Source organism: Bacillus sp. PK3-067, assembly GCF_056738645.1.
In genome coordinates this window covers 1883824-1908515 of the sequence record NZ_CP096490.1, presented here as the reverse complement: position 1 = coordinate 1908515, position 24692 = coordinate 1883824, and the positions used below count along the sequence as shown (strand labels likewise).

The following is a 24692-nucleotide window of genomic DNA, read 5'->3' as shown; positions in this document are numbered from 1 at the left end:
TTTAACATTCATAAAATTCCATTATATCACATTTTAAGATTCCAAAATAAAAAAGGAACGGTCTCCCGTCCCTCATCCATTCACTTTTTCCGCATCATTCCAATAATATTTACTAAACGCTTCTGTTAACACATCAATTGTGTTATATAATTCATCTAACGTATTATCAACACCACCAACTTCAATTAACATCGCATTTTTCGATAAATCTTGGTTATAAACGCCATTTCCATCTTTTTTATACTTTGGAAAAATCCCTCTACTTAATCCGTAATAGTTTTCATCTAAATAACTATTGATCGCTCTTGCAATTTTTTCATTTTCAGCACGGCCTTCATTTTCCATCCCAATTATAAAATATAATCTTGCATACGATTTTCCGTTAATTACTTTTGTTGTTACTTTCTTACGCTGATCGTCACGGTGTATATCAATCGGAAACGCAATTTTATTATTTTGTGCTAATGCTTCTTTTACATATTCATGAGACGCTTTATATGACTGATACCATACCCACTTTTTACTCGCTAATAAATCACCCATATTCGTTTTATCATGAACTACCGGAATTCCTTGTCCTTCAAGTTGCTCTTTCATACGTTTTCCTAGTAAAGACACATTTACATCTGGGCTAGATGGATCAGTTGCCCCTGGTAATAATGGAAAGAAGGATTCCCAGCTATGTGTATGATAAATATATACTGCACTTTCACCTTTTTTCGCTCCGTTCTTTTTCTGAACCGGATTATTCTTTTCCGCTTCTGTAACTTTATCTTTTGCTATTTCCCGTTCTTTCGTTACTTCTTCAATCGGTACACTAGATTCATTTGGGATATTTGTCAAGTTTGTCCCTTCCCCAGCTACGATAATATTAGAATAATACTTTGACATACCAGGTACTTCTTTACCGACGAATGTTCTTAAATCTTTAATTTTCAAATCTGTCGCGATAGAGAACATTAAATTCCCAACTGACTCTCTTTTATTCTTCTTAAAATAATCAAATCCGTAATAGCGATTCTCACTTTCTATCATTTGAACAAAACCTTGCATCGATACTTTTCCAAACCATTGATTTGCATAATTCGATTTCATTGTATGTAAAAATGACGTCAAAATCGACGCTATCATAATTACTATTAGCGCATATAAAAGGAGTAACGAAATCAGCTTCTTCCTATGTATTCGAGTTGCATACTTTTTCACTGCATCACCTTCTTTATACATGGATATGTACAAGCTTTTCAGAATATACGCACAAAAAAAGAGAAATGGTATACCATTTCTCTTCCTCACTTTTATTGTTCTTTTCCTGTATCATTTGAAAGTAGTTTCTTCGCTTGTTTTTCTTTAAATATTTCTCCAATTGCCCCAAGAGTACCAAGTGTTTCAATTGCATTAGACGGAATAAAGATTTTATTTGCTGGTCCTTTTGCAACTTCAGCTAATGACTCAAATGATTTGTAAGCAAGTATACGCTCATCCAAATTCGCTTCACGAAGCAATTCAATACGATTTTGTTCTGCTTTTGCAATTTCTTCAATTGCTCGTGCTTCCCCTTGTGCTTCTAATTCTTTTGCTTCTTTTATACCTTCAGCTTCGCGAATACGTGCTTCTTTATCCCCTTCAGCCATCAAGATTTTACTTTGCTTTTCTCCTTCAGCGCGAAGGACTTTATCTTGTTTTGCTGCTTCAGCTTCTAAAATAATCGCACGTTTATTACGCTCAGCCTTCATTTGTTTTTCCATTGATGCTTGCACATCTTTTGGCGGGTTAATATCAACAACTTCGACACGTTCAATACGTACGCCCCATTTTTCTGTTGCTTCATCAAGCGCTAAGCGGATTTCTGTTGAAATTTTTTCACGACCAGATAACGTTTCATCCAGTTCCATTTTACCGATGATTTGACGCATCGTTGCTGAAGTAATATTACGAACACCATATTCATAGTTTGAAATACCATATGTCGCAAGTTCTGGTTCAACAATTTGATAGAAAATAATTGTATCAATTTCTACTTGAACATTATCTTTCGTAATTACCTTTTGCGGTGGTACATTCGTTTGTTGAATGCGTAAGTCATGATATACACGAACACGATCTACAATTGGTATTAAAATATTTAACCCTGGGTGCATTATACGTTGAAACTTACCAAATCTTTCAACAACCCCAACTTTTTGCTGAGGAATAATTTTAATTGTTAATGCGATAAATGTAACTACAATTAGTGCGAATATAATCGTTAACGTTAATGCTACCATATTTATTCACTCTCCTTTTTCACTTGTAATATAGTACTATGCCTCTTTATAACAACGACTTTTTCTCCAGCATCAATTGAAGAATCTGCAATAGCTGTCCAAGTATCTCCATCCACCTTCACAATACCATTCGCTTCATTTGTAATCGCTTGCATAACAATCCCTCTTTTACCAACAAGCATATCTACTGTATCAGTAAAACCTTTTGCTTCTCGAAAGTTTTTTGAAATTCTTTTCGTAAAGAATGTCAAAGTTAAACTTACAATTGCACCAACAGTAACTTGTAACAGTAGTGCATCAGGAGCAAACAAAGCAATAAGACCTCCGACAACAGCTCCAATTCCAAGCCAAAGCATGTAAAATGTAATCGACAACATTTCCGCGATAAATAAAATACCAGCTATTATAAACCAAATTACCCAAGCAGCCATATGCAACCCTCACTTTCTTTCTCATTTTCTATATGTATATGAAGAAAAGAATGGTTTATCCGCCCTTTCTTACACTTGGGCGTTTGCTACAAGCTATTGTACATATTCACTGTTACAATGATCATTAATATAATACTATATCAATATATTCTTCATTATACATGAAAATCCCTTTCAAAAAGTGACAAAAAATTAAATTCTTTAAAAATTTTAATTTTTAAATTACAATTACTAAATACTATTTTTTATAGAGGTGATATTCTTATTGAGAAACCTGTCACTAATCTACTATTTAGGTTCCAAAATATGCATTACTCTCGCTGACATCGTATATGTAATGATTATTACAACTCATATTTATATAGCAACTAAATCAGCTACTATTACTGCTCTTTTTCCATTATTACAAGTTATCACAAATCTAATTGCTAACATCTCTGCACCACTTATGATAAATCGTTTTCCATCTTATACGCTGTTATATACGCTCCAATGGTTGAAAACAGTCTTTTTACTATTATTAATGATTTTGTTCCCGGTCTTATCCACAAACATTATAGCTCTATTAACTTTTATTTTTGTCATTTCATTATGTAGCGGGTGGAGTGCTCCATTATTATACGGTATTCTTCCGCGCCTTACACCGAAAGAAAAATTAGTAAAAGTAAATAGTATCTTTTCCTTTTCAACACAAATTGTGCAAGCCGTTGCTTATTCATTTACGAGTATTGTCGTTCTTCTCATTGGCGCTACTTCTACACTCATGATTAATAACATTTTAATGATTTTCGGATGCATTGCATTACATTTTTCATTACGTTCCATACATACTGAAAGAATAGCAGATTCTCCCTCTTCCAAAAGTACTGTTTTATTGGAAGGTTGGAAACTCCTATTTCAAAATCCTTCTCTCCGTACCGTTACATATATGGACTTAATCGAAACTTTCGCAGGGACAATATGGATTGGTGCTATTACGATGGCATACGTTACGACTATCCTTCATAAGGGCGAAGAATGGTGGGGATATATTAATACAAGTTATTATGTTGGCACGTTAATCGGTGGTCTATTAGCATGGAAAATGAGTTCCTATATTCAAAACAATTTAATACGATCTATGTCGATTAGCTCTCTTATATTTAGCATTCTTACATTTTTATATGGTATGACAAGCAGCGGATTTATTGCGCTTTTTCTATGTGTTCTAATGGGACCATGTTATCAAATTAGAGATATTTCCCAAACGACTGTTTTACAATCAAGTGTCGCCCCTTCTTTATTATCAAAAATGTATACAGCACATGGCGCACTTCTTTCAACAGCCTCTGGACTATCTATGCTTAGCATTGGCATTATTACTGATATGTTCGGTGTTCGTACAATTTATATCATCGCTTCTATTCTTATTTTATGTTCCGCTTGTTTATCTTTTAGTTTATTAAAATATCATAAGACAGTGCAGAACGATATTTCAATTTAATCACTAAAACAAAGAGGATAGGGATTCCTGTCCTCTTTGTTTATTCTATTCATGATAAGTTGGGGATTTTTCTATGCTTTGTCGCTTGTTCAAAAGCATAAGCTAATTTAATTAATATCCCTTCACTAAAGGCAGTGCTTGCAATGGTAATTCCAAAAGGCCTCCCGCTTTCCATATACCCTGCTGGTATTGCTATAGACGGATAACCCGCTTTCGCACATATAGTAGAACCTATATAGGAAGGAAACAGTATCGCATCAAGATTATATTTTTCCAATGCAAAATCAATGCCTTGTTCTTGAGAAAAATATATATCTTCTAATCTCGCATTTAAATATTCTGGATTTCGTAACGTATTAGGAAAATCTTTTCTTCCCTCTAACTTAGTTTGTCCATATTTTAAAGCTCTTTCTGCTATGTTTTTATTAAACTCCATTAACTCCGAAATAGAATGTACCGGGATAGTAGAAGGTAATTTAGTAAGATAGTTATCTAAACTATGCTTCAGCTCATAAAGCGGAACTCCCCAGCTCCATTCTCTATGAAAAGAAGGAATATCAATATTTTCTACTACTGTCGCTCCTTCATTACGTAATACTTGGATCGTTTCCTTAAACAAGATTTCATCATACTCACCATTTTCGTAATAATCTTTTGGTGCATCGTTAAACACACCAATCTTCGCTCCATTTAAACCATTTGCATCAAGGTAAGATGTATAATCCCGATATGCCCTACCGTCACTTTTGTGAGTAACTACATCTTTCTCATCCACTCCAGTTAAACTCCCTAGCAAAATAGTAGCATCGGTTACCGTTCTAGCAAATGGTCCAGCTGTATCTTGCGAATAAGTAAATGGAATAATTCCTCTACGACTAATTAAACCGACAGTCGGTTTAATACCTACTACAGAATTTTGAACAGCGGGGCTCAAAATAGAAGCATCGGTTTCTGTCCCAACAGATACTACTGTAAAGTTAGCAGCAACTGCTATTGCAGATCCTGTACTAGATCCGCCAACAAACATATGATCCTTGCCCGTTCCATATGGATTGATTGTTTGACCACCTCTTGCACTATATCCAGCCCACATTTCAAAAGACATTGCATTTGCTAATTCTGTCATATTCGTTTTTCCTATTATCACTGCCCCTGCTTCTCGCAGTTTAGTAACGAGAAATGCATCTTCACTGCTTATATTTTGTTCTAGAGCTATTGTACCTGCACTTGTATGCATGAAGTCATTCGTTTCAATATTATCCTTAAGCAAAACAGGTATTCCATGCAATGGTCCCCTTACGCCGTTTGTCTTTCTTTCATAATCTAACGCTTCTGCAATAAAAATAGCATCTGGATTGATTTCTAAAATTGAATTGATTTTCGGCCCGTCTTGATCATACTTTGCAATTCTATAGAGATAATACATCACTAGCTCTTTTGAAGTTAGCTTTCCAGATTCCATTTCATTTTGAATATCTTGAATTGTTAATTCCTTTTTTAAGATTGAATTAAACTGAATTTCCATTTATATTCTCCCTTATATGAACTTTTTTAACATATACCCCTTACTTTTTCAATTTTTCATCTCAACACATCCTAAATTAATATCCCTTTAAAGAAATTCAATACTCTTATTTAAACACCTTTAATTTCCCGAAAAATAAAAAAAGTCTGAAACGGATTAACCTTCGCTTCAGACTCTTACATTACTGTGCGTATACTTCATCTAATAAATGTAAAAACTCACCTTGTTTCCCAGCTAATTCAGGGCATTTTGCAATATCAACCCATTCATAGCAAAATACTAATCCTTTATCTTCCTCACCAGCACTTACAATATGTTCCCAAGTATCCTTTACATCTGTTAGTAAAGTTACATGGAAAAAGTGGCGTTTTTCATACTCCTGTTTTTCTTTCATATGTATAATGTAATCTGCTAAAAACCGCTCTATGCATAAATGACGCAATCCGGATTCTTCCTGTACTTCACGCAATATAGCAGCTTCTAACGTTTCACCTTCATCAACCGTTCCCCCTGGCACTTGAATACCAGCTTCATGTATATCACGATGTTTAAAAACAAGTAATTGCATAACCCCCTCTTTTTCTCTTGTAATATATGCATGTACTTTTTTCTTATATAACATCGTCATTGTACGTCTCTCCCCTCAATTGTTCACTCTGTTACTTCTTCAAGTGTCAGTTGATTATCATACAAATATGTAGCTTGTGGATTTCCCACATACCTTACGTGCCATGGTTCATACCGATAGCCCGTAATCGTTTCTTTCGCTTTTGTGTATCGAACCACAAAACCAAATTTATGGGCATTTTCAGAAAGCCACTGACCTTCTTTCGTTTCCCCAAAAACTGTCTCTAACTGAAATTTAGCAGATTGAGACGTAATATCCATAGCTAGTCCAGTTTGATGCTCACTTGTGCCAGGAACCGCGCTAGACATTGCTGTTTTTGCTTCCCCGTCTTGTTTTTTATACATCGTATTTAATGCTTTTTGTCGATCAAAAGATCTAAATCCAGAAACTGCAAAAAGAAAAATACGCTCGTTGTCAGCCTGCTGAAACATATCCTCAAGCGCCCTCGCTGCCTCTTTTCTCATCTTTTTCTTTTCTTGATCACCTTCACTAGAGTAGCGCACTTTCGGAATAACTAAATCTGGCGGTCTATACCCATCTGGTAAACGCCTACTTTTATTTACAAGTACAAGCATTGAATTCGGATTATTAATTACCGCAATATCCCCATCCATATTAGCAATCGTTTCTTTCGCTTTCGGAAATATGCTATTTACACTTACTTCCCGCGCCTGCTTATCCTTATACATTTTATAATTGATTCCTGCTACTCCAACAATAATTATTGCAGCTACAATACCAAGTAGTGCCCATCTTTTTTTCATATAACGACCTCTTATTTTAATAATTTGGCCATTTCATACTCATCGATGCACTTTCCATCGATAATAAGAGCAGCTTTTTTGACACCTTCTTTCTCAAATCCAGCTTTTTTATATAGTGTCTGAGCTCTTGTATTGTGGGCCATTACTGTTATTTCTAAACGCCATACATCATGTAATTTTGCCCACTTCTCAACCTCTTTAAACAATCTCGTCCCAATACCTCGCCCGTTATACTCTTGCAAAATACCAATTACAATGGTTGCCACATGTCTCTTTCTTTGAATGTTATTTCCATTCACTAATATAAAACCTACTATCCTCTCATCTTCAACTGCTACAAATATTGTTGCATATTCATTTTCTATAAATCGATCGATTATTTTTTCTTGTTGCTCAGCTGTAGTTTTTCTTTCTCCTGGTTCATATAACATAAACTTCGTTTCTTCATCTAATTGCTTACTTAATTGTAAAAATGATGCTGCATCTTCTATTTCGATCTCTCTAATCACTTCAATCACCCTACCAGTTTCATAATAAAAAGTTTTCCTTATAAAAAGATTTTCTCTACTTTCTCGAAAATCCCTTTGTAAATCTCCTACTATAAATTGACAAATTTCGATATTACTATAACAACGACAAATTATGTCTATTCTGTGACATCTCACCATTACAAAGAAAAAACGCAAGCATTACACTTACGTTTTTCCAAGATTGAAGTGAGCTAATAATTATCGATAGATGTCCTGGCTAATTCACGTTTCACTTTATCCATTCACTTTTTCTGCCTGCCAAAAATATTCACCAAATGCTTTAGCAAGTGCATCAATTGATCGATTCAATTCTTCCTCTGTATTATCTACACCACCAACTTCTATTAATATCGCTTGTCCTGATAGGTCTTGATTATAGATTCCATTTCCTGTCTGGAACCCTTTTTGAATGACCCCACGGCTCACTCCTGGATATTTCTTATTAATCGCCTCATGTAAAGCTGTCGCTAATTGTAAGTTTTTTTCATAGTTTTTATTTCCTTTCCCTACTACAAATGCAAGCTTTGCATATGATTTATCTCCAATTGTTTTTGTCGTTACATTCTTTCGGGCACTATCACGATGCAAATCAAAAAAGTATTGAAGATCTTTATTTCCAGCCATAGCTTGCTGCACAATTTCTCGTGACATTTTATACGAACTATTACTGTTTAAACCTTTACTTATTAACTTTTGACCAACATCACTCTTATCGTTAGTAGCCCCAATCCCTTCACCTTCTAGTTGTTCACGGAAACGATCTCCTAATATAGAAATATTCGACACAGAACTCGTTGCTTTATTCGGATTCGGGTCATTCGTTAAGTTAAGTAAAGGTAAATAAGATTCCCAGCTATGTGTATGATAAATAAACGCAACTTGTCTCTTCCCAGTCGTTTGGGACGGCTGTTTTTTCTCTTTATTCGTATCTTGTTTAGGTGCTTGTCCAGTTCCACTAGTCCGTTCCTTCACTACTTCTTCAAGAGGAACACTCGACTCTATCGGTAAGTTAGAATAATTTGTACCCTCACCCGCAATAACAATTTCTGTATCGTACTTACCAAATCCCGGGAGCTCTTTCCCGACAAAACTGCGTACATCATTAAAGCGAATATTTGTAGCCATAGAAAAGAGAAAAGAAGAAATTGAAAAATCTTGATTCAAATTTCGGTACTCCTGTGTAAAATAATGATTCTCTTTTCCAAGTACATACATGTAACCATTCATCGATAACTCATTTAACCAATTATATAAATACGTTGACTTTGTCTCTTTCATAGAGGTTACCATCAGACTAATAAGAAAAAAAGTCGCTAGCACTGTAGTAATAACAAATAAAACTAACTTACGCATATTTGTAAACTTCATAAAAAAAAAGCCCCGATTCATACTATCACCTCTCTATTTCAAGTTATGTACAAGCCCTAGAGAATAGACCGTTAAAATTTCGGCTATATTGTTAATGAGGTGAAATGAATTGAAGCTATTAATAGGAATATTACCAATCGCTCTATCATTCATTTTTTATTTGTCCGCTAAGCAACCAAAAATCTCTATTGTGCTACATATTTCTGCGTACTTGGCACTATATGTACTTGGTACAATTATTTCCATTAATATATACGATGTTTTAATACAAGATTTAGTTTTCATGACGAGCATTCATGGAATTTTACTGAATCCATTTTTCCTTATTGCAGGAGCGTATATAGGAACATACACTTTGTACCTACTTTTGTCTCACATTATTATGAAAATAAAAAATGGAGCGTAATGATATGCAACCACCATTTATCTGTCATACATGCAAAAAAAGAATTGTGAGAAAGAAAGACCTTATTACAGCCACATGGTACTTCCGCTTTTATTTATTTCACAGTGATTGTTTTAAACGACAGCAAGTGTTTATCTCACGATTTCTCCCTGTGAATACACTTTTCAATTTCTTTCTTATTATATATGGACTTATTTTTGGCAGTATTCTTATGATTACAGAACCATCTATTATTTGGCTGACTTTCTTTTTTCCTATTTTTTATCGGTTTCTTTCTTATTATTATGTTGTACGTTTTTTCTCTACATAACGCGCAGACTGACCTCTCGGAATACTTAAACATTCCCACTCATTTTCTTTTAACATCTTCCCAATGTAAATAATCTGACCAATATGCAATGCATAATGAGAAATTTGCCTTTCAATTGCTTGCATGACAGTATGTGCTTCACCGCGAATGTATACCGTCTTCAATAAGTGTTCCGGCGTTAAAGTATTCATCGTATTAAAAACATATTTCCATCCTTCTTGCCAAGCTATAAGGGTTTCTTCTTTTGAATGATAGCATCCTTCAAATTCACCATCTCGATTACGATCTGTTTTTTCACCATCAGACGTTAAAAAATCCGTCCATCTAGAACGCATATTACCGTGCAGATGCTTAATAATAATCGCTATACTATTTGTTTCTTCATGAGAAGACCATTGTATTTGTTCATATGATAATTGAGAAAGTGCCCGTTCCCCTTGTTTCTTTGTTGCTTTAAAGTTCGAAATCGCACATTGCAAATATTCTCGTCCGATATCCATATTAGCCCCTACCTTCACCCTAACTAATTTTTGTTCCATTTGGCAATTCCATATTAGGCTGAAGTAACACAACATCATCAGCTTCAGGAACACCACCAAGCACAAGCACTTCTGATTTGAATCCAGCTACACGCTTTGGTGGAAAGTTTACAACAGCAACGATTTGTTGACCGATTAAATCTTCTGGAATATACCTTTTCGTAATTTGAGCACTTGACTGCTTTATCCCGATTTCTCCAAAATCTATTGCTAGTTTAATCGCTGGTACTCTCGCTTCTTTAAATTCCTCTGCATGTATTACAGTTCCAATTCTCAAATCCAAATTTAAAAAATCTTCAAAATTAGCCATTTATCATTCCCCCCAATTATTACTTAGACAAAATACAAAAATCCCCTTCAAAAAAAGAAAGGTGCCTAAGCACCTTTCTTTTGTAATTCACTTGATTCATTTGATTTATAGAAGAAGAAACCAAGAATCCCGCCAATACATGATGGAATTAACCATCCGATTCCTTCGTTATATAACGGTAACATTTGTAGTACATTAGAAATCGCGTCAATTTTAATTTTCGCACTTTCTAAACCGTTAAAGAAACTAATTAACAATGCACCTAAAATAGCTCCAATATAAATTGTATTACGCTTCCCAATCCACTTATGGAAATACGAAAGTACGATTAATACAATTGCAACTGGATAAATGATCATTAACACAGGTAATGTTACTGCGATTAATTGTGTTAAACCTAGGTTAGATACAATTAAACTAAATACACATACCATTGTTACAATCGTTTTATGCGAAAGTTTTGGGAATAAGTTTGTAAAGAAACCTGCACACGCAGATGTTAACCCAACAGAAGTTGTTAAACAAGCGAGTATAATAACAAGCCCTAATAAAATTTTACCACTCGTCCCATATAGCTCATTTACAACATTCGTTAAAATAAGGCCACCGTTTTCTGAGATACCAAGTGATGTACTTGTTGAACCAAGATAAGCAAGTGATAAATAAATTAACGTTAAACCAAGTACAGCAATAATACCTGATACTACTGTTATTTTTGCAATTTGACTACTCTCTTTTATCCCTTTAGAGCGGATAACTTGTACAACGACAATTCCGAATACGAGCGCGCTAATTGCATCCATCGTTAAATATCCTTGAATAAATCCACCAAAGAAAGCATTTTCTTTGTAAGCAGCTAACGGCGCAGCTGGCTCTCCAATTGGATCAATAATTGCCTTTCCGACAATAACAGCGACAATTAATACTAATAATGGTGTAAGAAACTTTCCGAACCAATCCACTAATTTAGATGGATTTAATGATAAATACCACGTTATTCCGAAGAAAACTATCGTGAAAAGAAATAGCATGTACCACTCTGAAACCATTGCCTCTGATAAAAACGGCTTCATACCCATTTCAAACGAAACAGCTCCAGTACGAGGAATCGCGAAAAATGGTCCAATTGCTAAATAACTAATCAATGGGAAAATAAACGCAAATATAGGGTGAACTCTAGAAGATAGCGCTTTCAAGTCCCCCTCTACAAACGCGACAGCTGTTACAGCTAGTAGGGGTAATCCGACTCCCGTTACAAGGAATCCTATTGTAGCAATCCAAACATTCTCTCCTGCTTGTTGACCTAAAACTGGCGGAAAAATTAAATTTCCTGCTCCTAAAAATAATGCAAATAGCATTAAACCAATTGCTACCGTATCACCTGGCCTTAAACGTCCCTTCATGCTCTTCATTTGCATAGCACTTTTTCACTGTTTATCTCTATATTTTACAATATGCTATGCATCCTCCTCTCTGCTCAAGATGATAAAATATGCCCCTTACAAAGCAGTGTCTTTCTCCATAATTTCTCCATTCCCCTTATTTTTACTCTAATCATTAATACAATTATTATTTTTAATTTTGATTTTTTTGAATTTTCAAATCATTAGAGTGTTATTACGTGGAGTGTAGATGTCAGACCTCTTTGTTTTTATCACACATATAGTAACATATTTAGTTGCAAAATAAAAACATATTTTCAAATTGATTTTTTTGAAAATCGAAATTATCTACATTTTTTATTCTCTTACACAAATATTGTTACAATCTCACCTATTATTCGATTGTTATTTTCAAATAACTTTATACACGTAACATACAAAAGCCATCTAATATATAATTAGATGGCTTTTGTATGTTACTCTATGGTTTCAACTTCACGTGGATTTTTCATCTCTTCCACATACACAACTCTAAATCCGTGATCTTCTAAATCTTTCAATAATGTCTCTAATTCACCGTCGTTAAACTCTTCTCCTAATGTAAACATAATTCTACGAACTAATAAGGCATCATTATCAAAAGTCATCAAACTTTGAATACCAGTGTATTTCTTTAAAACTGTCGATAATTTTTGGATTGCTCCATTATAGTCTTGCGTTCCAATCATGACAGAGTATTTACTAGAGTGAACGCCCCATGCATCCTCTAATAACTCAAAAACTTTTTTATGCGTTAAAATTCCAAGGAAAACCCCTTTTTCATCAACTACTGATAAATAAGGCAATTTTTTTATTGTAAAAAATACTTTAAAGAAAGATGAATCTTCTCTCACAAATCCTTCTTTATCGTTTAATAATTGTATTACACTCTCATCAAGTGATCCTTTATATTCTAAAATATCTACTTTATATATATTCCCTAAAAATTTCTCTTTTTTTTCATCTAAAACTGGTACACAACGATACCCCGTTTTATTTAAATGCTCTAACGCTTCCCCAATCGTAATCGAACTTGAGCACAGTAAAACTTCCCTTTTCGGCACGTAATTCCCTTTAATCCTCATAAAAAGCCTCCTTATGTTAAAATACTTTCTGTGCCATAACTATATTATATTTTCAGAAAAAAATAAATGATTTATTTTATTTTTCTGAAAATTATTCATTTTCTTGTCATAATTTATTCATGAATCCTTCACTTGTATATTTTTGCTATCAAATCTTCTCTCTGAATTACTAAATGAAAAATATATTGTAACTTCTTTCAAAAAAAGCTAAAATAAGAATAAGAATTTTCTGAATATTCTAAGAGTAGGTGGTTATATGTCCTTATTACGCTCACATATATGTAAATTTATAATTGGTGTTATTTTTATTTTTGCCATAAGTCCTATTCCAGCTCTTTTTATTACACACAATTACTCCTATCAAAATGGATTTATTAGCATTTTTCAAAACTTCGCACAGCTTTCTTCTATATCAATTCCAAAGGTTGATTGGATGCATGAATCTATCTTTTTCTCAGCAAACCAAATGATACATACTTCTAATCATTCAACACCATTATTCCCTTACATATGGGAAATATATTTTATATCGATTGTTCGTTTTACTTTTACCCTTGCGATCGGATTTTTCATAAGTTTGGGTATCGGCCATTTATTTTTCAAAGTACCTAACTCGTTTAAAAAGTTTACTACTGTATTGAAATGGATACCTTACTCTTTTTGCACTGTAGTATTACAATGTTCAGTCTTATTACTACTTCTATACATCGCACAATTTATAAACCTTCCTTACTACTCATCATTTATCATCGTATGTAGTACTTCCATGATTATCGTTATGCAAGCAGTAAAAAAATGGATTCCTTTCTTAAAAAACACAAATGAATATGAAATAAAACATGATTCTTTTCTTGTAGACACATTGTTTTTAGCGCTTACTTCAAATCATAAATCAATTTTAGGTTCCATTATTCTTTCATTCGTTTTTATGGAATGCGTTTTTCATGCAAATGGACTGTTACAATTTATCGTTCAATTTGGCGGAAATTCACCTATAATTGTTACAATCGGCTTATTACTACTCTATATCCCATATAGCATACTTTCTTTCCTTCAAACACTATGGACCACAAACTACTCCAAGCAACAGTCATACACTTTAACGAGAAGTGTTCCAAAACCTTAATTTAAAATAACCCTCTATAATCTAAAAGTAGGGGGTTATTCCTTTTGTATAGCGGACAAAATAACAGCAAATTCAAAAACTATTACAGAAACATACCAATATTTACCCTTTTCCTTTGACTATTCTTTTCATTTGGATTTATTATAAAAGTATAACATAATTGCAGGAGGTGACATCTTTATTCCAGACCTTGGAATGGAGAACACGCTTGGACATATTAAATATTTTTCTCATCTTTGTACTTATTCTTATTTCTGGCTTTTTCGTTGCATCAGAATTCGCTGTTGTAAAAGTACGAAAAAGTCGAATTGACCAACTTGCAAATGAAGGTAATAAACAAGCTTTAGCTGCAAGAAGCGTCCTATCTAATTTAGATGTTTATTTATCAGCTTGTCAGCTCGGAATTACAATCACTTCTTTAGGGCTTGGTTGGCTTGGTGAACCGACTGTGGAACATATACTACGACCGCTCTTTGAAAAAATTAATATTACTGGAACAATGGCTAACACTTTATCTTTTGTTATTGCTTTTAGTGTTATTACATTTTTCCACGTTGTATTAGGTGAATTAGTTCCAAAGTCTTTCGCAATTCAAAAAGCAGAAGCAATCACACTCAAATTTGCAAGACCGCTTATTTTATTTGATAAAATTATGTATCCATTCATTTGGCTACTCAATAGTACAGCTATATTTTTCACAAAACTACTCGGATTAGAACCTGCGAAGGAAAGTGAACTTGCTCATTCTGAAGAGGAATTGCGACTCATTTTAGGTGAAAGTTTTAAAAGCGGTGAAATAAACCAAACCGAATATAAATATGTAAATAACATTTTTGAATTTGATGATCGAGTTGCGAAAGAAATTATGGTTCCTCGTACCGAAATGATTTGCTTGTCTACTGAAAATACGTTAGAAGAAAATATGGATATCGTCGCTACTGAAAAATATACACGCTATCCAATCATTGAAAAAGATAAAGATGATATCATCGGGATGATCAATACGAAAGAAGTATTCCATGATCAAACGAAAGGTATTTATAAACCACTTGAATCTTATATACATCCTGTTCTAACTGTATTTGAAACAGTTCCAATTCGTAAAACGTTAGTCCACCTTCAAAAAAATCGCGTTCAGATGGCAATCGTTATGGATGAATATGGTGGTACTGCCGGACTTTTAACGATGGAAGATATTCTTGAAGAAATCATTGGAGAAATTCAAGATGAATTCGATGCTGATGAATCACCTATGATTGAAAAGCGTACACCTAAGCTTACTGTTTTAGATGGAAAAGTGCTTATTTCTGAAGTAAATGATATGTTTGGCCTACATATTGATGATAGTGATTTAGATACAATCGGAGGATGGCTTCTCTCTCAAGCAGTTGACTTAAATATTGAAGCTGGCTATTCCATTGAATATGCTGGTTTTCAATTTAAAGTATTAGAACTTGATGGACATCAAGTCAAAAAAGTTGCTGTACATAAACTAGATATTAAAAAGGAGCTATAAAGTGACTGTTTTATTAACAATTTGTATCATTGCCTGTTTCGTTGTTTCATTTCTCGCCTTTATTTATCCAATTATCCCTGGCATACTAGCTGTCTGGGCTGGATATTTGATTTACCATTTCGGTATAAATGGAAGCGAATTAACAACTTCTTTTTGGATTATTCAAGTCATTTTCACTCTTTTCATTTTCGTTGCTGATTTTATTGCAAATGGATATTTCTTAAAAAAATACGGTAGTTCTAAATGGGGCGAACGTGTCGGAATGATTTCTATCATTGTCGGCTCGTTCTTCTTCCCGCCATTCGGACTTATTATCATACCGTTTTTATCAGTATTTATAACAGAACTAGTACATAAAAAAGCGCCAAAAGATGCCTTTCTAGTTGGAGTCGCTACTGTAGTTGGTTTTTTAAGCAGTACAGTAGCGAAAGCAATTCTCCAAATCATTATGATTATCATCTTCTTGTGTTATATCATCTTTTAACCATCCCGACTTCGGGATGGTTTTTTAATATGCAATACCTACTCGACTATTTTCATATATATTTTTCTTACATAGATTCCATGCAAAGTGTGCTGTATCACCCACTGTAATTTTTGATCCACCCTCTGGCAATATATCTTTTTCAGTTCGATATATCTCTGTCGCCTCACCATCTATTAAATGTGTCGGACAAACAACTGTCCAACATAAATTATTACTATTACTTAGTACCTTATATGCAGCCAAATGATCTTCCGCTGCCGTTGTCGTTTTCCTTTTTGATTCCGTTGATTGAAAACGATATAAATTTAGATCTGTTCTTGCTTGTAAAATACCAGCTGTTCCTATTGTTATGATCCTACGAACCCCATCTTCTTCCATTTTTTTTATAATTTGTGGCATACTCTTCGCTAATGTTCCATTTTGATCCGTTCCAAGTGCACTAATTACTATATCACTTCCTTCTATCGCTTTCTTTATATCATTTTCGTTCAATACATTCCCTTCTATCACTCTTAACCTTTCATGTTGTATTTCTATTCTATTTAAATCACGCGCTAATGCAGTCACTTCAGCTGAATCCTTTAATGCTAAATTAATTATGTTTGAACCTACTCGTCCTGTTGCTCCCAATATACATACTTTCATTTGTTTTCCCCCTCTTTCATTCTCTTTCTATTTTTCAATAATCTCAGTCAATTTACAACAAAAAAGCTTCCTCATATATAAGAGGAAGCTTTATTATTACTTTATTTCTTTTCTTTAGAATCAGTAGACTTCTCGGTTCCGCTTGTTTCTTTATCCTTTTTGTCCTCTTGTTGTGTTGTTGTGTCGTCTTCTTTCTTCTTGTCCTCACCTTTACTACAACCTACCATTAATAAAGAACTTGCAAGTGCCATAGCAGTTAATGATTTAACCCATTTGTTCATTTGCGTTTCCTCCTTGTGATAGAATATGTACAACCTCATATTACTCTCTATTTTTAAAGGAGAGATTGAAAAACAGTAAATATACGGTAAATTTTTGTAAATTTTCCGATAACAAAACCTAATTTTAATTTATATATTTCATTTCCAATCGATACACAATAAAACTAGTTTTTTCTCTCAATGGACGTAAAAAAACTAAGGCGCATACCATTTCGCCTTAGTTTCTCATGCAAATTTTTCATTTTCATATAGATGTGTAATCTTATATTCCTTCTTCATAACATATTGCCACACACTATAAGCGTAACGGTTCATTTTCAGGAAACAATTTTCCAAAAATGAGCGAAACTCTGGGTTAGCAACTTCCACTGCAACTTGAGCAAACTTTAAAGCTAATCGTTTCAAATGCGCAATATAACTGGTTGCAATATGAATATCCCCTGTATATTTACTAACTGTTTCCTTTCCCATTTCATGCAAATAAAACTCCATTGTTTCACAGGTTATATGCTGCACATTCTCTCCTTCTTGAAAATTTACTTGTTCATTATATGCTTGTAACATATATGGTAAATGGTGCTGTAATAGATTTTTTAATTCTTCGTCTCTGACCTTTCCAGCATACTCTCCAACCTTGTATATTAGCATATAACTATATTTCATTAATTCTTTCATACAGTCCATTAAAGCGCCTCCCTTCTCTTTTGTCCATATACTATAAATATGATGCTAAAACATTCGCTATTCTCGCTAAAAACCAATCCCATCTACTAATTTTCTCAAAATCTTCTTCAGAAAATCGTTTTGATTTATGAAAGTCTACCTGTAATCGACTCCATACTTCATCAACAACTGTTTTATCATATATGATACAGTTAGACTCACAATTTAAATAAAAACTTCTATTATCAAAATTCGCTGTCCCAATATCAACAATTTCTCCATCAATAATTGTTACTTTCCCATGAAAAAATCCATTTCGATATTGATAAATCTCCGCTCCAGCATGTAACATATCTTTCAAATATGGATAGGCAGCTTGTTTTAACAATATGGCATCACTTTTAAATGGCACGAGAATTTTCACATTAACACCACGATTTAATGCAGCTTTTAACTCTTTCACCATTTCTTTACTTGGTACAAAATATGGTGTAGCGATAATTAAAGACTTTTTAGCCTTTTTGAAAAGTGCCCCATACTTTTCCCATAAGCCTTTTCCATTTGAAAATAAATATTGATATTTCACATTCCCTAATGTAGGTATACTTTCATGTATAGGCATTTTTTCTCCTGTATCTTCTTTCCAATCTTCGGCGAACTTTCTTTCCATATCCGCTGCACCCTCACCATGGATGCGCACGTGATAATCACGCCATGGCCCAAACTTTGGATTTTGTCCAAGGTACTCCTTTCCGATATTAAAACCACCGACGTATGATACCTTTCCATCTATCGTAACAATACGTCTATGATTCCGTTGATGCAAAGAATAGAACACATTTTTCAGTTTCGGTTTTTTACTAAATGTAAACTTCACACCGTTTTCCTTTAATCGGCTAATTACCTTTTTCTTCAGCTTATATCCACCTATCCGATCGACTGACAATTTCACTTCTACTCCGCTAGATGCTTTTTTCTCTAATAACTGTAAAAACTCTTGGCTTGTTTCATCTTTTCCTACAATATAAAAATGGATATATATATACTTTTCTGCATCGTTTATATCCTCAAATAATTTTCTATATAACTCTTCACCGTTCGTATATAATTGAAATTCACCTAATCGAACTTGTCCTAATTCATATTCACTAGCCATTTCCTTCCCCATTTCCACATCGATGTTCATCCAAATGAATACACCTATTAAACAAAGGATTATAGCGAAAAAGTGCTTCATGGATAAATTCCTTTCTCCACTTACTGTTATTTCTATATCTTCCCTTTTTTATTACATTATCATTCAAGAAAATATGTCATTGCATGATATATGTCCATATCAAACAATAGCTCATTTGCATATTGTATGTTGTATCTTAAAATAAAAGGAGGAAATAACAATGGGCTTCGCACATGGTAATGGATTTGCGCTATTAGTCGTATTATTTATCCTCTTAATCATCGTCGGTGCTGCTTGCTTCTGCTAAGTAGCTACTGTCATATGATATGTGGATGAAAAAACTATAAAAGCGGACACCTATTTTTAGGTGTCCGCTTTTCATTTTAAAACCATTTCCGACTGCTATAGTAACTTAAATGGCTAAATATTCATCTCAAAAGGTTAACAATGTGGCTACTTTCTTACTCTCTGCCTTACGTATATGACGCTGTTCTGCACGTAACACAGCAATACGATGTAATTCTTTCTCTTCTTCTGTTTCAGGGATAACACGCGGTACTGGAACTGGATTATTTTCCTTACTAAGTGCCACAAAAGTAACGAATGACGTTGCCGCTATACGCTTCTCACCTGAAATTAAATCTTCAGCTACTACCTTCACAAACACTTCCATCGAAGTTCTTCCCGTCCAAATTACGAAAGATTCATAACTAACACAATCTGAAGAACGAACAGGATGTAAGAAATCGACCCAGTCCATAGATGCTGTGACACATTCCTTTCTCGAATGTCTGGATGCTGAAATAGAAGCAACCATATCCATCTCCGCTAATATCTTCCCACCAAATAGCGTGTTATGATCATTTAAATCTGTTGGGAATACTCGGCTCGTTTTGAACACCCTTGACTCATTGGCTGTTTTCCCCTTTACTTCTGTCATTGTTATCACCCCTTTAATGATTTATCCCTAATATTTCAATAATCACTATACTAAATGAACTACACGTTTAATATTAACAACATTCAGAACTTTTAGTCCACAAAAAAGAACCGATTTTATCAATCGGCTCCTCTAAATACATATTGTTCTTTCGGCTGTTCAACTTTATTCCATTTTGTTACTTCTAATACAGGAATATTCGCATGAAACGGCTGATAAAACTCAGTAGTTATCTCTCCTTCTACTTGAATCCAGTCATCATTATTCCACTCTACGCCTTCTGGCTTTTTCACTAACATACCATACACACCAGAATCTGCTACGCAATGTATAATACCGAAACGGAATAAGAAGTATTGTTCTTTTTTAGAAGAATCATCCCTAAAAACAAACCCTTTAAAAGATAATTTTTTCCCAGTAAACTCGCCAGGATAATTATAAATTGTTTCCATACCCTTTAGGAAGTCTTCATCTTTCAAATTAATATTGTCTTTCGTAACAAACTCTTTCTTCCCTTTTTCCATTACACCACGGTATCCTTCTTTCCCGTAATAAATGCTCGTATCAGGTCTTAGAAATTGTCTTGTCATAAATGGATCCTTACTTTCTGCTTGTGCAACAGGAAAGTGAAATCCTTTCGCTTTAACAATATCCGAATCTAACGTCGCAATTGGGAAAAATAACCCTGAGATAATTGGAAAACAAAACAAGGAGTACGAAAATGCTTTTTTCCACCATGTATTCTCATCTTTTGAATGATCATGCCCGCAATGGCTATGGTCACAACTGCAATCATTTTTCTCTTTTTCCTTTTGGTGCTCTTTTTGGAAAACGACGATAATTTGTATAATCGTTAAGAAACCTAAAATAATTGCTGCTGTTGTTGATAAATAGGCATACTTCATATTGATATACTTCGTAATGTTACCGGAAATATGAAGCTGCGCAATTAATATTGTAAAACCTAATAATATATATGCTCGAAACATAACCTACCACCCCATCGCATAAATGAGTAGTGAGCTTGCATAAACAACAAGAGTAACTGTAACTATAACAACAATTACAAATTTAGTTTTAAATGTCGCAAGCATCATAAACATATTTTTAATATCCACCATCGGTCCGTAAACGAGGAACGCGACAAGTGAAGCTGTTGAAAACGTACTTTGGAACGAAGAAGCGATAAATGCATCTGCCTCTGAACAAAGTGATAATATATAAGCAAGTCCCATCATAACAGCTGATGAAGAAAACGGACCTTGTCCAATAGCAAGAAGTGTTGAAGTTTGTACAAACGTTTGTACCGCTGCTGCAATTAACGCACCTAGTACTAAATATTTTCCCATTGAGAAGAATTCCTCAACAGCGTGTGTACATACATCCCACATTTTTTTACGCAGTGGACGCTTATTATTCACTTCTGGGAAGTGATCATCTCTTAATTGATGTTCTTTAAACATAAAGGATAATATAATTCCAACGATAATGGCTACGATAATCGCTACAATAGAACGATACCATACCATGTGCATACTACTCCCAAAGGCAACATAAGTAGCAAATAATACAACTGGATTAATAATAGGTCCAGTTAACATAAATGCAATCCCTGCGTATGGTGGAACGCCTTTTCCAATTAATCGTCTTACAATCGGAACAATTCCACATTCACAACCTGGAAACAACATACCTAAAAAAGTAGCTAATAAAACAGACAGAAATCGGTTCTTCGGCATCCATTTTGCCACCATATCTTCTGTCACGAACATTTGAATGAATCCTGAAATAAATACACCAATGAGCACGAAAGGAAGTGCTTCGATCAATATGGAGATAAAAATTGTATTCATTTGCAGGAATGCTTTCGGTAATTGAAACAATTCCATGATGTATTTCCTCCAACTTTTCATTAACAATATGTAATTTTAACCCCATTTCATTAATTGAACAAGGTTTATATGGCATACATACCCTTTATATACATTACATTGTACAAGTTATATTCTATTCAAAATTTGAGATTTCATAGCAAAAAAGCTGCTCTAGCGTAGTTATATAACTATGCTAGAGCAGCTTTCTTATCGTTAAAAGTAACGTTTCTTCCAAAAAACAAAAGCTAACGTGAAAGATAGTGTTACACATATGATGAGTACAATTACAAAACCGTGGGCTTCCCCTTCAAACGGAACCTTTACGTTCATTCCAAAGAAACTAGAAACCATCGTCGGTAAAGATAAAATGATCGTAATTGACGTTAACAGTTTCATAACACTATTTAAATTATTTGATATAACGGAGCTAAAAGTATTCATCATTCCACTTAAAATGTGACTATATATTTCCGCCATTTCAATAGCCTGTTTATTTTCAATTAATACATCTTCTAATAAATCTTGATCGTCTTCATACATTTTTAAAAATGTACTATTACGCATTAACTTTTGAATTACAATTTTATTAGCCTTTAATGACGTTGTAAAGTATACTAAACTTTTCTCAAGGCCTAACAATGTGAAAATCTCTTTATTTTTCATTGACTGATTTAATTGATGCTCTAAATCAATTGTTTTTCGATTTATTTGCTTTAAGTATCTTAAATAATAAGTAGAAATCGTATATAAGAGCTGAAGTGCAAAGCGCGTCTTCTTAAACGTATAAAATTCTTTAATACGTTGATTAATAAAACGTTCAAAAATTGGATTCTCTTCTAAGCAGATTGTAACAAAACAATCCGGCATCACAATCATACCTATTGGAATCGTGTCATAAATCGAATTTCCTTCTTCGTCATGTCTAACTGTCGGAATATCCACGATAATTAAAGTATTATTGTCTTCCTTTTCAATACGAGAGCGTTCTTCATCATCCAAAGGGTCTTTAATGAAATCTAAGTCTACATTTAAAGTTTGTACTAGATATTGAATTTCTTCTTCTGTTGGATGAAGTACATTAATCCAGCACCCCTTTTGCATTTCCTCAATCTCTTGTAGTTTTCCGTTTCGGTCTGTTAAATATATATTTAACATACTATCACCCCGATTCTTTTTACATGTAGGAATCTACCTCTCTTAAATCACAGTTTTTAAACCGCCATTCTCAGCATATGAAACATACGTTTAAATTTCAATAGAAAAATTATTTTGAAAACGTTTTTATAAGAAAAATATTATAAAGTGAAACTTTAATCAGTGGGGGGCTTCATCCTCACTAATTATTAGCCCTTACAAATCGGGCTTTTACGGGTTATCCGCCCCCAACCAAACTTCTTTTCTTTCGCTGAATTGTGCGGTCAGGGTCTCACTGCCCGTTAAAGCGGGATAAACATAGAAAAAGACAGAGTGCTCTCTGCCTTAAAAGCTTATGTTGCCTTTATAACATATTTAGAAAGCATCCACAAGTTAAACCCGACTGAAATCGTATAGCCCGCGTATGTTGAAATGATAAAACTTACATAATCGAAATACGGAAGCAATACAATATTTAAAACTATCTTCACAATAATTCCAATCACTAGTCCTAGCACCGTCTTCTGCTGTTGATTGATTCCTTGTAGCATAGCAGCCGTTACTGTAAAAAGAGAAAATAGTATGCAAGCAGGAGCATAATACTGTAAAATGATTCTCCCCATCTCTGGATCATTTCCAGCACCGAATAAAAGAGTATATACAGGTTTGGCTAACACCATCATTCCAATTGCCGCCGGTACCGTAATTGCTACTACTAATACATTTGTTCTCGTAAAATGTTTGTACAATAGCTTCGTATTTCCTGCTGTGTAAGCTTTCGTCATCTCTGGTACGAGAGACATACTAAAAGCTGTCGCAACGGATACCGGGATAAGCACAACCATTTGAACAAGACCAATTATCGCATTAATTTTTTCCGCTTCTCCTTGCATATACCCTATTTGTATAAGTAGTTTATTAATTGTAAATGTATCAATCGTCTGATACAACGGAATTGCTAAGCCCACCACAACAAAAGGAATAGAATATGTAAAGAGCTCCTTATACAATGAGAAAAAAGATTTCGTTGTTTGTGGTATACTTTCCATCTCTTTTTTCTTTAAGTGCCTTCTCCTTCTTATATAATACGCACTTAAAACAGTTAATCCACCTACAGCTCCCATAAATGCACCGAACGTTGAAATACCAACCGCTAGCGAAACAGAAGCTTTTAAAACATATAAAACGACAAAGCTTCCTATTAAAATGGTTAAAACCCGAAAAAATTGCTCTACAACTACACTTAATGCAGAAGGCCCCATCGATTGGAATCCTTGAAAGAAGCCCCTTAATAAACTCATTACTGGCACAAGTATTAACGCAAAACTTACAATTCGAATATTAGTAGTAACCGCTCCTACACTATTCCCCGTTTGATCATTCCCATCGATGACAAGCTTAGCTAAATGCGGAGCTAGCATATATAACGTAAAACACGAAATGACTCCCATTATAAACATAAACACGATTCCACTTTTCAACACTCTCTTAACCGTATGATAATCATTCAGTTGATCATATTTTGATACCATCTTTGAAACTGCAAGTGGTAATCCCATTGTTGCTATACTGAGCATGATGGTATAAGGACGATATGCATATGTGTATAGAACGTAACCACTCGTACCGACCATCGCTGTAAATGGTATAACATATATAAACCCTAACATTTTTGATATCATCGTTGCCATCGTTAAAAATATCGTTCCACGTATAAACGGTGACCCTTTCATCACATTCCTCCGCTACGCTTTATTATTACACATTATGGACAACTCCTTT

At 34.1% G+C, this 24692-nt stretch carries 28 protein-coding genes; 7 read left to right on the top strand and 21 right to left on the bottom strand.

Features of this window, described 5'->3' with window-relative positions; all coding sequences use genetic code 11:
* Positions 1–72: 72 nt before the first annotated feature.
* From spoIIP (M1D73_RS09925) to M1D73_RS09915, 3 genes are read right to left on the bottom strand one after another with little or no spacing between them, the layout of a single operon-like run.
* Complete coding sequence (spoIIP, locus tag M1D73_RS09925; RefSeq protein ID WP_308128312.1) at positions 73–1278, bottom strand: stage II sporulation protein P; 1206 nt, start codon at positions 1276–1278, stop codon at positions 73–75.
* A gap of 20 nt (positions 1279–1298) precedes the next feature.
* Positions 1299–2267, bottom strand: coding sequence for an SPFH domain-containing protein (locus M1D73_RS09920; RefSeq protein ID WP_121868365.1), 969 nt, complete (start codon positions 2265–2267; stop codon positions 1299–1301).
* A gap of 2 nt (positions 2268–2269) precedes the next feature.
* Positions 2270–2698, bottom strand: a complete 429-nt coding sequence (locus M1D73_RS09915; protein ID WP_000741976.1) for an NfeD family protein — start codon at positions 2696–2698, stop codon at positions 2270–2272.
* A 265-nt stretch (positions 2699–2963) separates the two neighbouring features.
* On the opposite strand from M1D73_RS09915, the gene M1D73_RS09910 reads away from it, so the two are divergent.
* Positions 2964–4181 carry an MFS transporter gene (locus tag M1D73_RS09910; RefSeq protein ID WP_121868366.1) on the top strand — a complete coding sequence of 406 codons (1218 nt, stop codon included), beginning with the start codon at positions 2964–2966 and terminating at the stop codon, positions 4179–4181.
* 49 nt (positions 4182–4230) lie between these two features.
* Here M1D73_RS09910 and M1D73_RS09905 read toward each other — a convergent pair whose 3' ends face one another.
* From M1D73_RS09905 to spoIIP (M1D73_RS09885), 5 genes are all read right to left on the bottom strand, one after another.
* Positions 4231–5706, bottom strand: a complete 1476-nt coding sequence (locus tag M1D73_RS09905; RefSeq protein WP_000405419.1) for an amidase family protein — start codon at positions 5704–5706, stop codon at positions 4231–4233.
* 181 nt (positions 5707–5887) lie between these two features.
* Positions 5888–6334 (bottom strand): NUDIX hydrolase, encoded by a 447-nt coding sequence (locus tag M1D73_RS09900; protein WP_000178285.1) that lies wholly within the window; start codon positions 6332–6334, stop codon positions 5888–5890.
* A gap of 23 nt (positions 6335–6357) precedes the next feature.
* Positions 6358–7098 (bottom strand): M15 family metallopeptidase, encoded by a 741-nt coding sequence (locus tag M1D73_RS09895; RefSeq protein ID WP_000747649.1) that lies wholly within the window; start codon positions 7096–7098, stop codon positions 6358–6360.
* 11 nt (positions 7099–7109) lie between these two features.
* A complete protein-coding gene (locus tag M1D73_RS09890) occupies positions 7110–7607 on the bottom strand; it encodes an N-acetyltransferase family protein (RefSeq protein WP_481158017.1) in 498 nt (165 codons plus the stop codon).
* 255 nt (positions 7608–7862) lie between these two features.
* Complete coding sequence (spoIIP, locus tag M1D73_RS09885) at positions 7863–9017, bottom strand: stage II sporulation protein P (protein ID WP_001079278.1); 1155 nt, start codon at positions 9015–9017, stop codon at positions 7863–7865.
* 88 nt (positions 9018–9105) lie between these two features.
* Between spoIIP (M1D73_RS09885) and M1D73_RS09880 the strand changes: the two genes are divergently transcribed.
* Both M1D73_RS09880 and M1D73_RS09875 read left to right on the top strand, forming a co-directional pair.
* A complete protein-coding gene (locus tag M1D73_RS09880; RefSeq protein ID WP_000770738.1) occupies positions 9106–9402 on the top strand; it encodes a hypothetical protein in 297 nt (98 codons plus the stop codon).
* Positions 9403–9406: 4 nt separating this feature from the next.
* Entirely contained in the window at positions 9407–9712 is a 306-nt protein-coding gene (locus M1D73_RS09875; protein ID WP_481158016.1) for a permease, read from the top strand.
* On the opposite strand, the gene M1D73_RS09870 is transcribed toward M1D73_RS09875, so the two are convergent.
* From M1D73_RS09870 to cbpA, 4 genes are all read right to left on the bottom strand, one after another.
* Positions 9685–10251 (bottom strand): DUF1572 domain-containing protein, encoded by a 567-nt coding sequence (locus M1D73_RS09870; RefSeq protein WP_481158015.1) that lies wholly within the window; start codon positions 10249–10251, stop codon positions 9685–9687. The genes M1D73_RS09875 and M1D73_RS09870 overlap by 28 nt on opposite strands.
* A complete protein-coding gene (gene csaA / locus M1D73_RS09865; RefSeq protein ID WP_001263013.1) occupies positions 10232–10561 on the bottom strand; it encodes a chaperone CsaA in 330 nt (109 codons plus the stop codon). Before csaA ends, M1D73_RS09870 begins: the two co-directional genes overlap by 20 nt.
* 65 nt (positions 10562–10626) lie before the next feature.
* Positions 10627–11964, bottom strand: a complete 1338-nt coding sequence (gene brnQ4 / locus M1D73_RS09860) for a branched-chain amino acid transport system II carrier protein BrnQ4 (RefSeq protein WP_011110049.1) — start codon at positions 11962–11964, stop codon at positions 10627–10629.
* Positions 11965–12419: 455 nt separating this feature from the next.
* Positions 12420–13067 (bottom strand): cyclic di-AMP binding protein CbpA, encoded by a 648-nt coding sequence (gene cbpA / locus M1D73_RS09855; protein WP_001220526.1) that lies wholly within the window; start codon positions 13065–13067, stop codon positions 12420–12422.
* Positions 13068–13323: 256 nt separating this feature from the next.
* Here cbpA and M1D73_RS09850 point away from each other — a divergent pair, with 256 nt between their 5' ends.
* From M1D73_RS09850 to M1D73_RS09840, 3 genes are all read left to right on the top strand, one after another.
* The gene (locus M1D73_RS09850) at positions 13324–14193 is read left to right on the top strand and encodes a hypothetical protein (RefSeq protein ID WP_000055265.1); all 870 of its coding nucleotides are present in this window, start codon (positions 13324–13326) and stop codon (positions 14191–14193) included.
* A gap of 208 nt (positions 14194–14401) precedes the next feature.
* Positions 14402–15709, top strand: a complete 1308-nt coding sequence (locus M1D73_RS09845; RefSeq protein WP_000353738.1) for a hemolysin family protein — start codon at positions 14402–14404, stop codon at positions 15707–15709.
* Position 15710: 1 nt separating this feature from the next.
* Positions 15711–16193 carry a DUF456 domain-containing protein gene (locus M1D73_RS09840; RefSeq protein ID WP_061457091.1) on the top strand — a complete coding sequence of 161 codons (483 nt, stop codon included), beginning with the start codon at positions 15711–15713 and terminating at the stop codon, positions 16191–16193.
* 24 nt (positions 16194–16217) lie between these two features.
* On the opposite strand, the gene M1D73_RS09835 is transcribed toward M1D73_RS09840, so the two are convergent.
* The 4 genes from M1D73_RS09835 to cls all read right to left on the bottom strand — a co-directional run bounded on the left by M1D73_RS09835 (position 16218) and on the right by cls (position 19022).
* Entirely contained in the window at positions 16218–16841 is a 624-nt protein-coding gene (locus M1D73_RS09835; protein WP_079004310.1) for an NAD(P)-dependent oxidoreductase, read from the bottom strand.
* Positions 16842–16942: 101 nt separating this feature from the next.
* A complete protein-coding gene (locus M1D73_RS09830; RefSeq protein ID WP_001045960.1) occupies positions 16943–17122 on the bottom strand; it encodes a hypothetical protein in 180 nt (59 codons plus the stop codon).
* 225 nt (positions 17123–17347) lie between these two features.
* Positions 17348–17806, bottom strand: a complete 459-nt coding sequence (locus M1D73_RS09825; protein ID WP_079004309.1) for a spore coat protein — start codon at positions 17804–17806, stop codon at positions 17348–17350.
* A 31-nt stretch (positions 17807–17837) separates the two neighbouring features.
* On the bottom strand, positions 17838–19022 hold the full coding sequence (gene cls / locus M1D73_RS09820; protein ID WP_121868369.1) for a cardiolipin synthase: 1185 nt from the start codon (positions 19020–19022) through the stop codon (positions 17838–17840).
* A gap of 160 nt (positions 19023–19182) precedes the next feature.
* Between cls and M1D73_RS09815 the strand changes: the two genes are divergently transcribed.
* Positions 19183–19269: a YjcZ family sporulation protein gene (locus tag M1D73_RS09815; protein ID WP_000505094.1), complete on the top strand. Its 87-nt coding sequence runs from the start codon at positions 19183–19185 to the stop codon at positions 19267–19269.
* Between the two features lie 126 nt (positions 19270–19395).
* Here the strand turns inward: M1D73_RS09815 and M1D73_RS09810 are convergent, their stop codons facing one another.
* From M1D73_RS09810 to M1D73_RS09790, 5 genes are all read right to left on the bottom strand, one after another.
* Complete coding sequence (locus M1D73_RS09810) at positions 19396–19902, bottom strand: acyl-CoA thioesterase (protein WP_000141164.1); 507 nt, start codon at positions 19900–19902, stop codon at positions 19396–19398.
* Positions 19903–20021: 119 nt separating this feature from the next.
* Positions 20022–20891 (bottom strand): TIGR03943 family putative permease subunit, encoded by an 870-nt coding sequence (locus M1D73_RS09805; protein ID WP_000488043.1) that lies wholly within the window; start codon positions 20889–20891, stop codon positions 20022–20024.
* 3 nt (positions 20892–20894) lie between these two features.
* The gene (locus tag M1D73_RS09800) at positions 20895–21791 is read right to left on the bottom strand and encodes a permease (RefSeq protein ID WP_000418716.1); all 897 of its coding nucleotides are present in this window, start codon (positions 21789–21791) and stop codon (positions 20895–20897) included.
* A 198-nt stretch (positions 21792–21989) separates the two neighbouring features.
* On the bottom strand, positions 21990–22931 hold the full coding sequence (locus tag M1D73_RS09795) for a magnesium transporter CorA family protein (protein ID WP_000932389.1): 942 nt from the start codon (positions 22929–22931) through the stop codon (positions 21990–21992).
* Between the two features lie 332 nt (positions 22932–23263).
* Complete coding sequence (locus tag M1D73_RS09790; RefSeq protein WP_000678845.1) at positions 23264–24643, bottom strand: putative polysaccharide biosynthesis protein; 1380 nt, start codon at positions 24641–24643, stop codon at positions 23264–23266.
* Positions 24644–24692 lie beyond the last annotated feature (49 nt).

Bases quoted from the DNA above. Each gene is read 5' to 3' on its own strand.
- M1D73_RS09830 (WP_001045960.1), bottom strand. From the start codon at position 17,122: ATGAACAAATGGGTTAAATCATTAACTGCTATGGCACTTGCAAGTTCT.
- M1D73_RS09835 (WP_079004310.1), bottom strand. From the start codon at position 16,841: ATGAAAGTATGTATATTGGGAGCAACAGGACGAGTAGGTTCAAACATA.
- M1D73_RS09915 (WP_000741976.1), bottom strand. From the start codon at position 2,698: ATGGCTGCTTGGGTAATTTGGTTTATAATAGCTGGTATTTTATTTATC.
- M1D73_RS09805 (WP_000488043.1), bottom strand. From the start codon at position 20,891: ATGTTTCGAGCATATATATTATTAGGTTTTACAATATTAATTGCGCAG.
- brnQ4 (WP_011110049.1), bottom strand. From the start codon at position 11,964: ATGAAGGGACGTTTAAGGCCAGGTGATACGGTAGCAATTGGTTTAATG.
- M1D73_RS09800 (WP_000418716.1), bottom strand. From the start codon at position 21,791: ATGGAATTGTTTCAATTACCGAAAGCATTCCTGCAAATGAATACAATT.
- M1D73_RS09900 (WP_000178285.1), bottom strand. From the start codon at position 6,334: ATGACGATGTTATATAAGAAAAAAGTACATGCATATATTACAAGAGAA.
- csaA (WP_001263013.1), bottom strand. From the start codon at position 10,561: ATGGCTAATTTTGAAGATTTTTTAAATTTGGATTTGAGAATTGGAACT.
- M1D73_RS09790 (WP_000678845.1), bottom strand. From the start codon at position 24,643: ATGAAAGGGTCACCGTTTATACGTGGAACGATATTTTTAACGATGGCA.
- M1D73_RS09875 (WP_481158016.1), top strand. From the start codon at position 9,407: ATGCAACCACCATTTATCTGTCATACATGCAAAAAAAGAATTGTGAGA.
- M1D73_RS09795 (WP_000932389.1), bottom strand. From the start codon at position 22,931: ATGTTAAATATATATTTAACAGACCGAAACGGAAAACTACAAGAGATT.
- M1D73_RS09825 (WP_079004309.1), bottom strand. From the start codon at position 17,806: ATGGACTGTATGAAAGAATTAATGAAATATAGTTATATGCTAATATAC.
- M1D73_RS09810 (WP_000141164.1), bottom strand. From the start codon at position 19,902: ATGACAGAAGTAAAGGGGAAAACAGCCAATGAGTCAAGGGTGTTCAAA.
- M1D73_RS09870 (WP_481158015.1), bottom strand. From the start codon at position 10,251: ATGGAACAAAAATTAGTTAGGGTGAAGGTAGGGGCTAATATGGATATC.
- cls (WP_121868369.1), bottom strand. From the start codon at position 19,022: ATGAAGCACTTTTTCGCTATAATCCTTTGTTTAATAGGTGTATTCATT.
- spoIIP (WP_001079278.1), bottom strand. From the start codon at position 9,017: ATGAATCGGGGCTTTTTTTTTATGAAGTTTACAAATATGCGTAAGTTA.
- M1D73_RS09920 (WP_121868365.1), bottom strand. From the start codon at position 2,267: ATGGTAGCATTAACGTTAACGATTATATTCGCACTAATTGTAGTTACA.
- cbpA (WP_001220526.1), bottom strand. From the start codon at position 13,067: ATGAGGATTAAAGGGAATTACGTGCCGAAAAGGGAAGTTTTACTGTGC.
- M1D73_RS09905 (WP_000405419.1), bottom strand. From the start codon at position 5,706: ATGGAAATTCAGTTTAATTCAATCTTAAAAAAGGAATTAACAATTCAA.
- M1D73_RS09850 (WP_000055265.1), top strand. From the start codon at position 13,324: ATGTCCTTATTACGCTCACATATATGTAAATTTATAATTGGTGTTATT.
- M1D73_RS09895 (WP_000747649.1), bottom strand. From the start codon at position 7,098: ATGAAAAAAAGATGGGCACTACTTGGTATTGTAGCTGCAATAATTATT.
- M1D73_RS09815 (WP_000505094.1), top strand. From the start codon at position 19,183: ATGGGCTTCGCACATGGTAATGGATTTGCGCTATTAGTCGTATTATTT.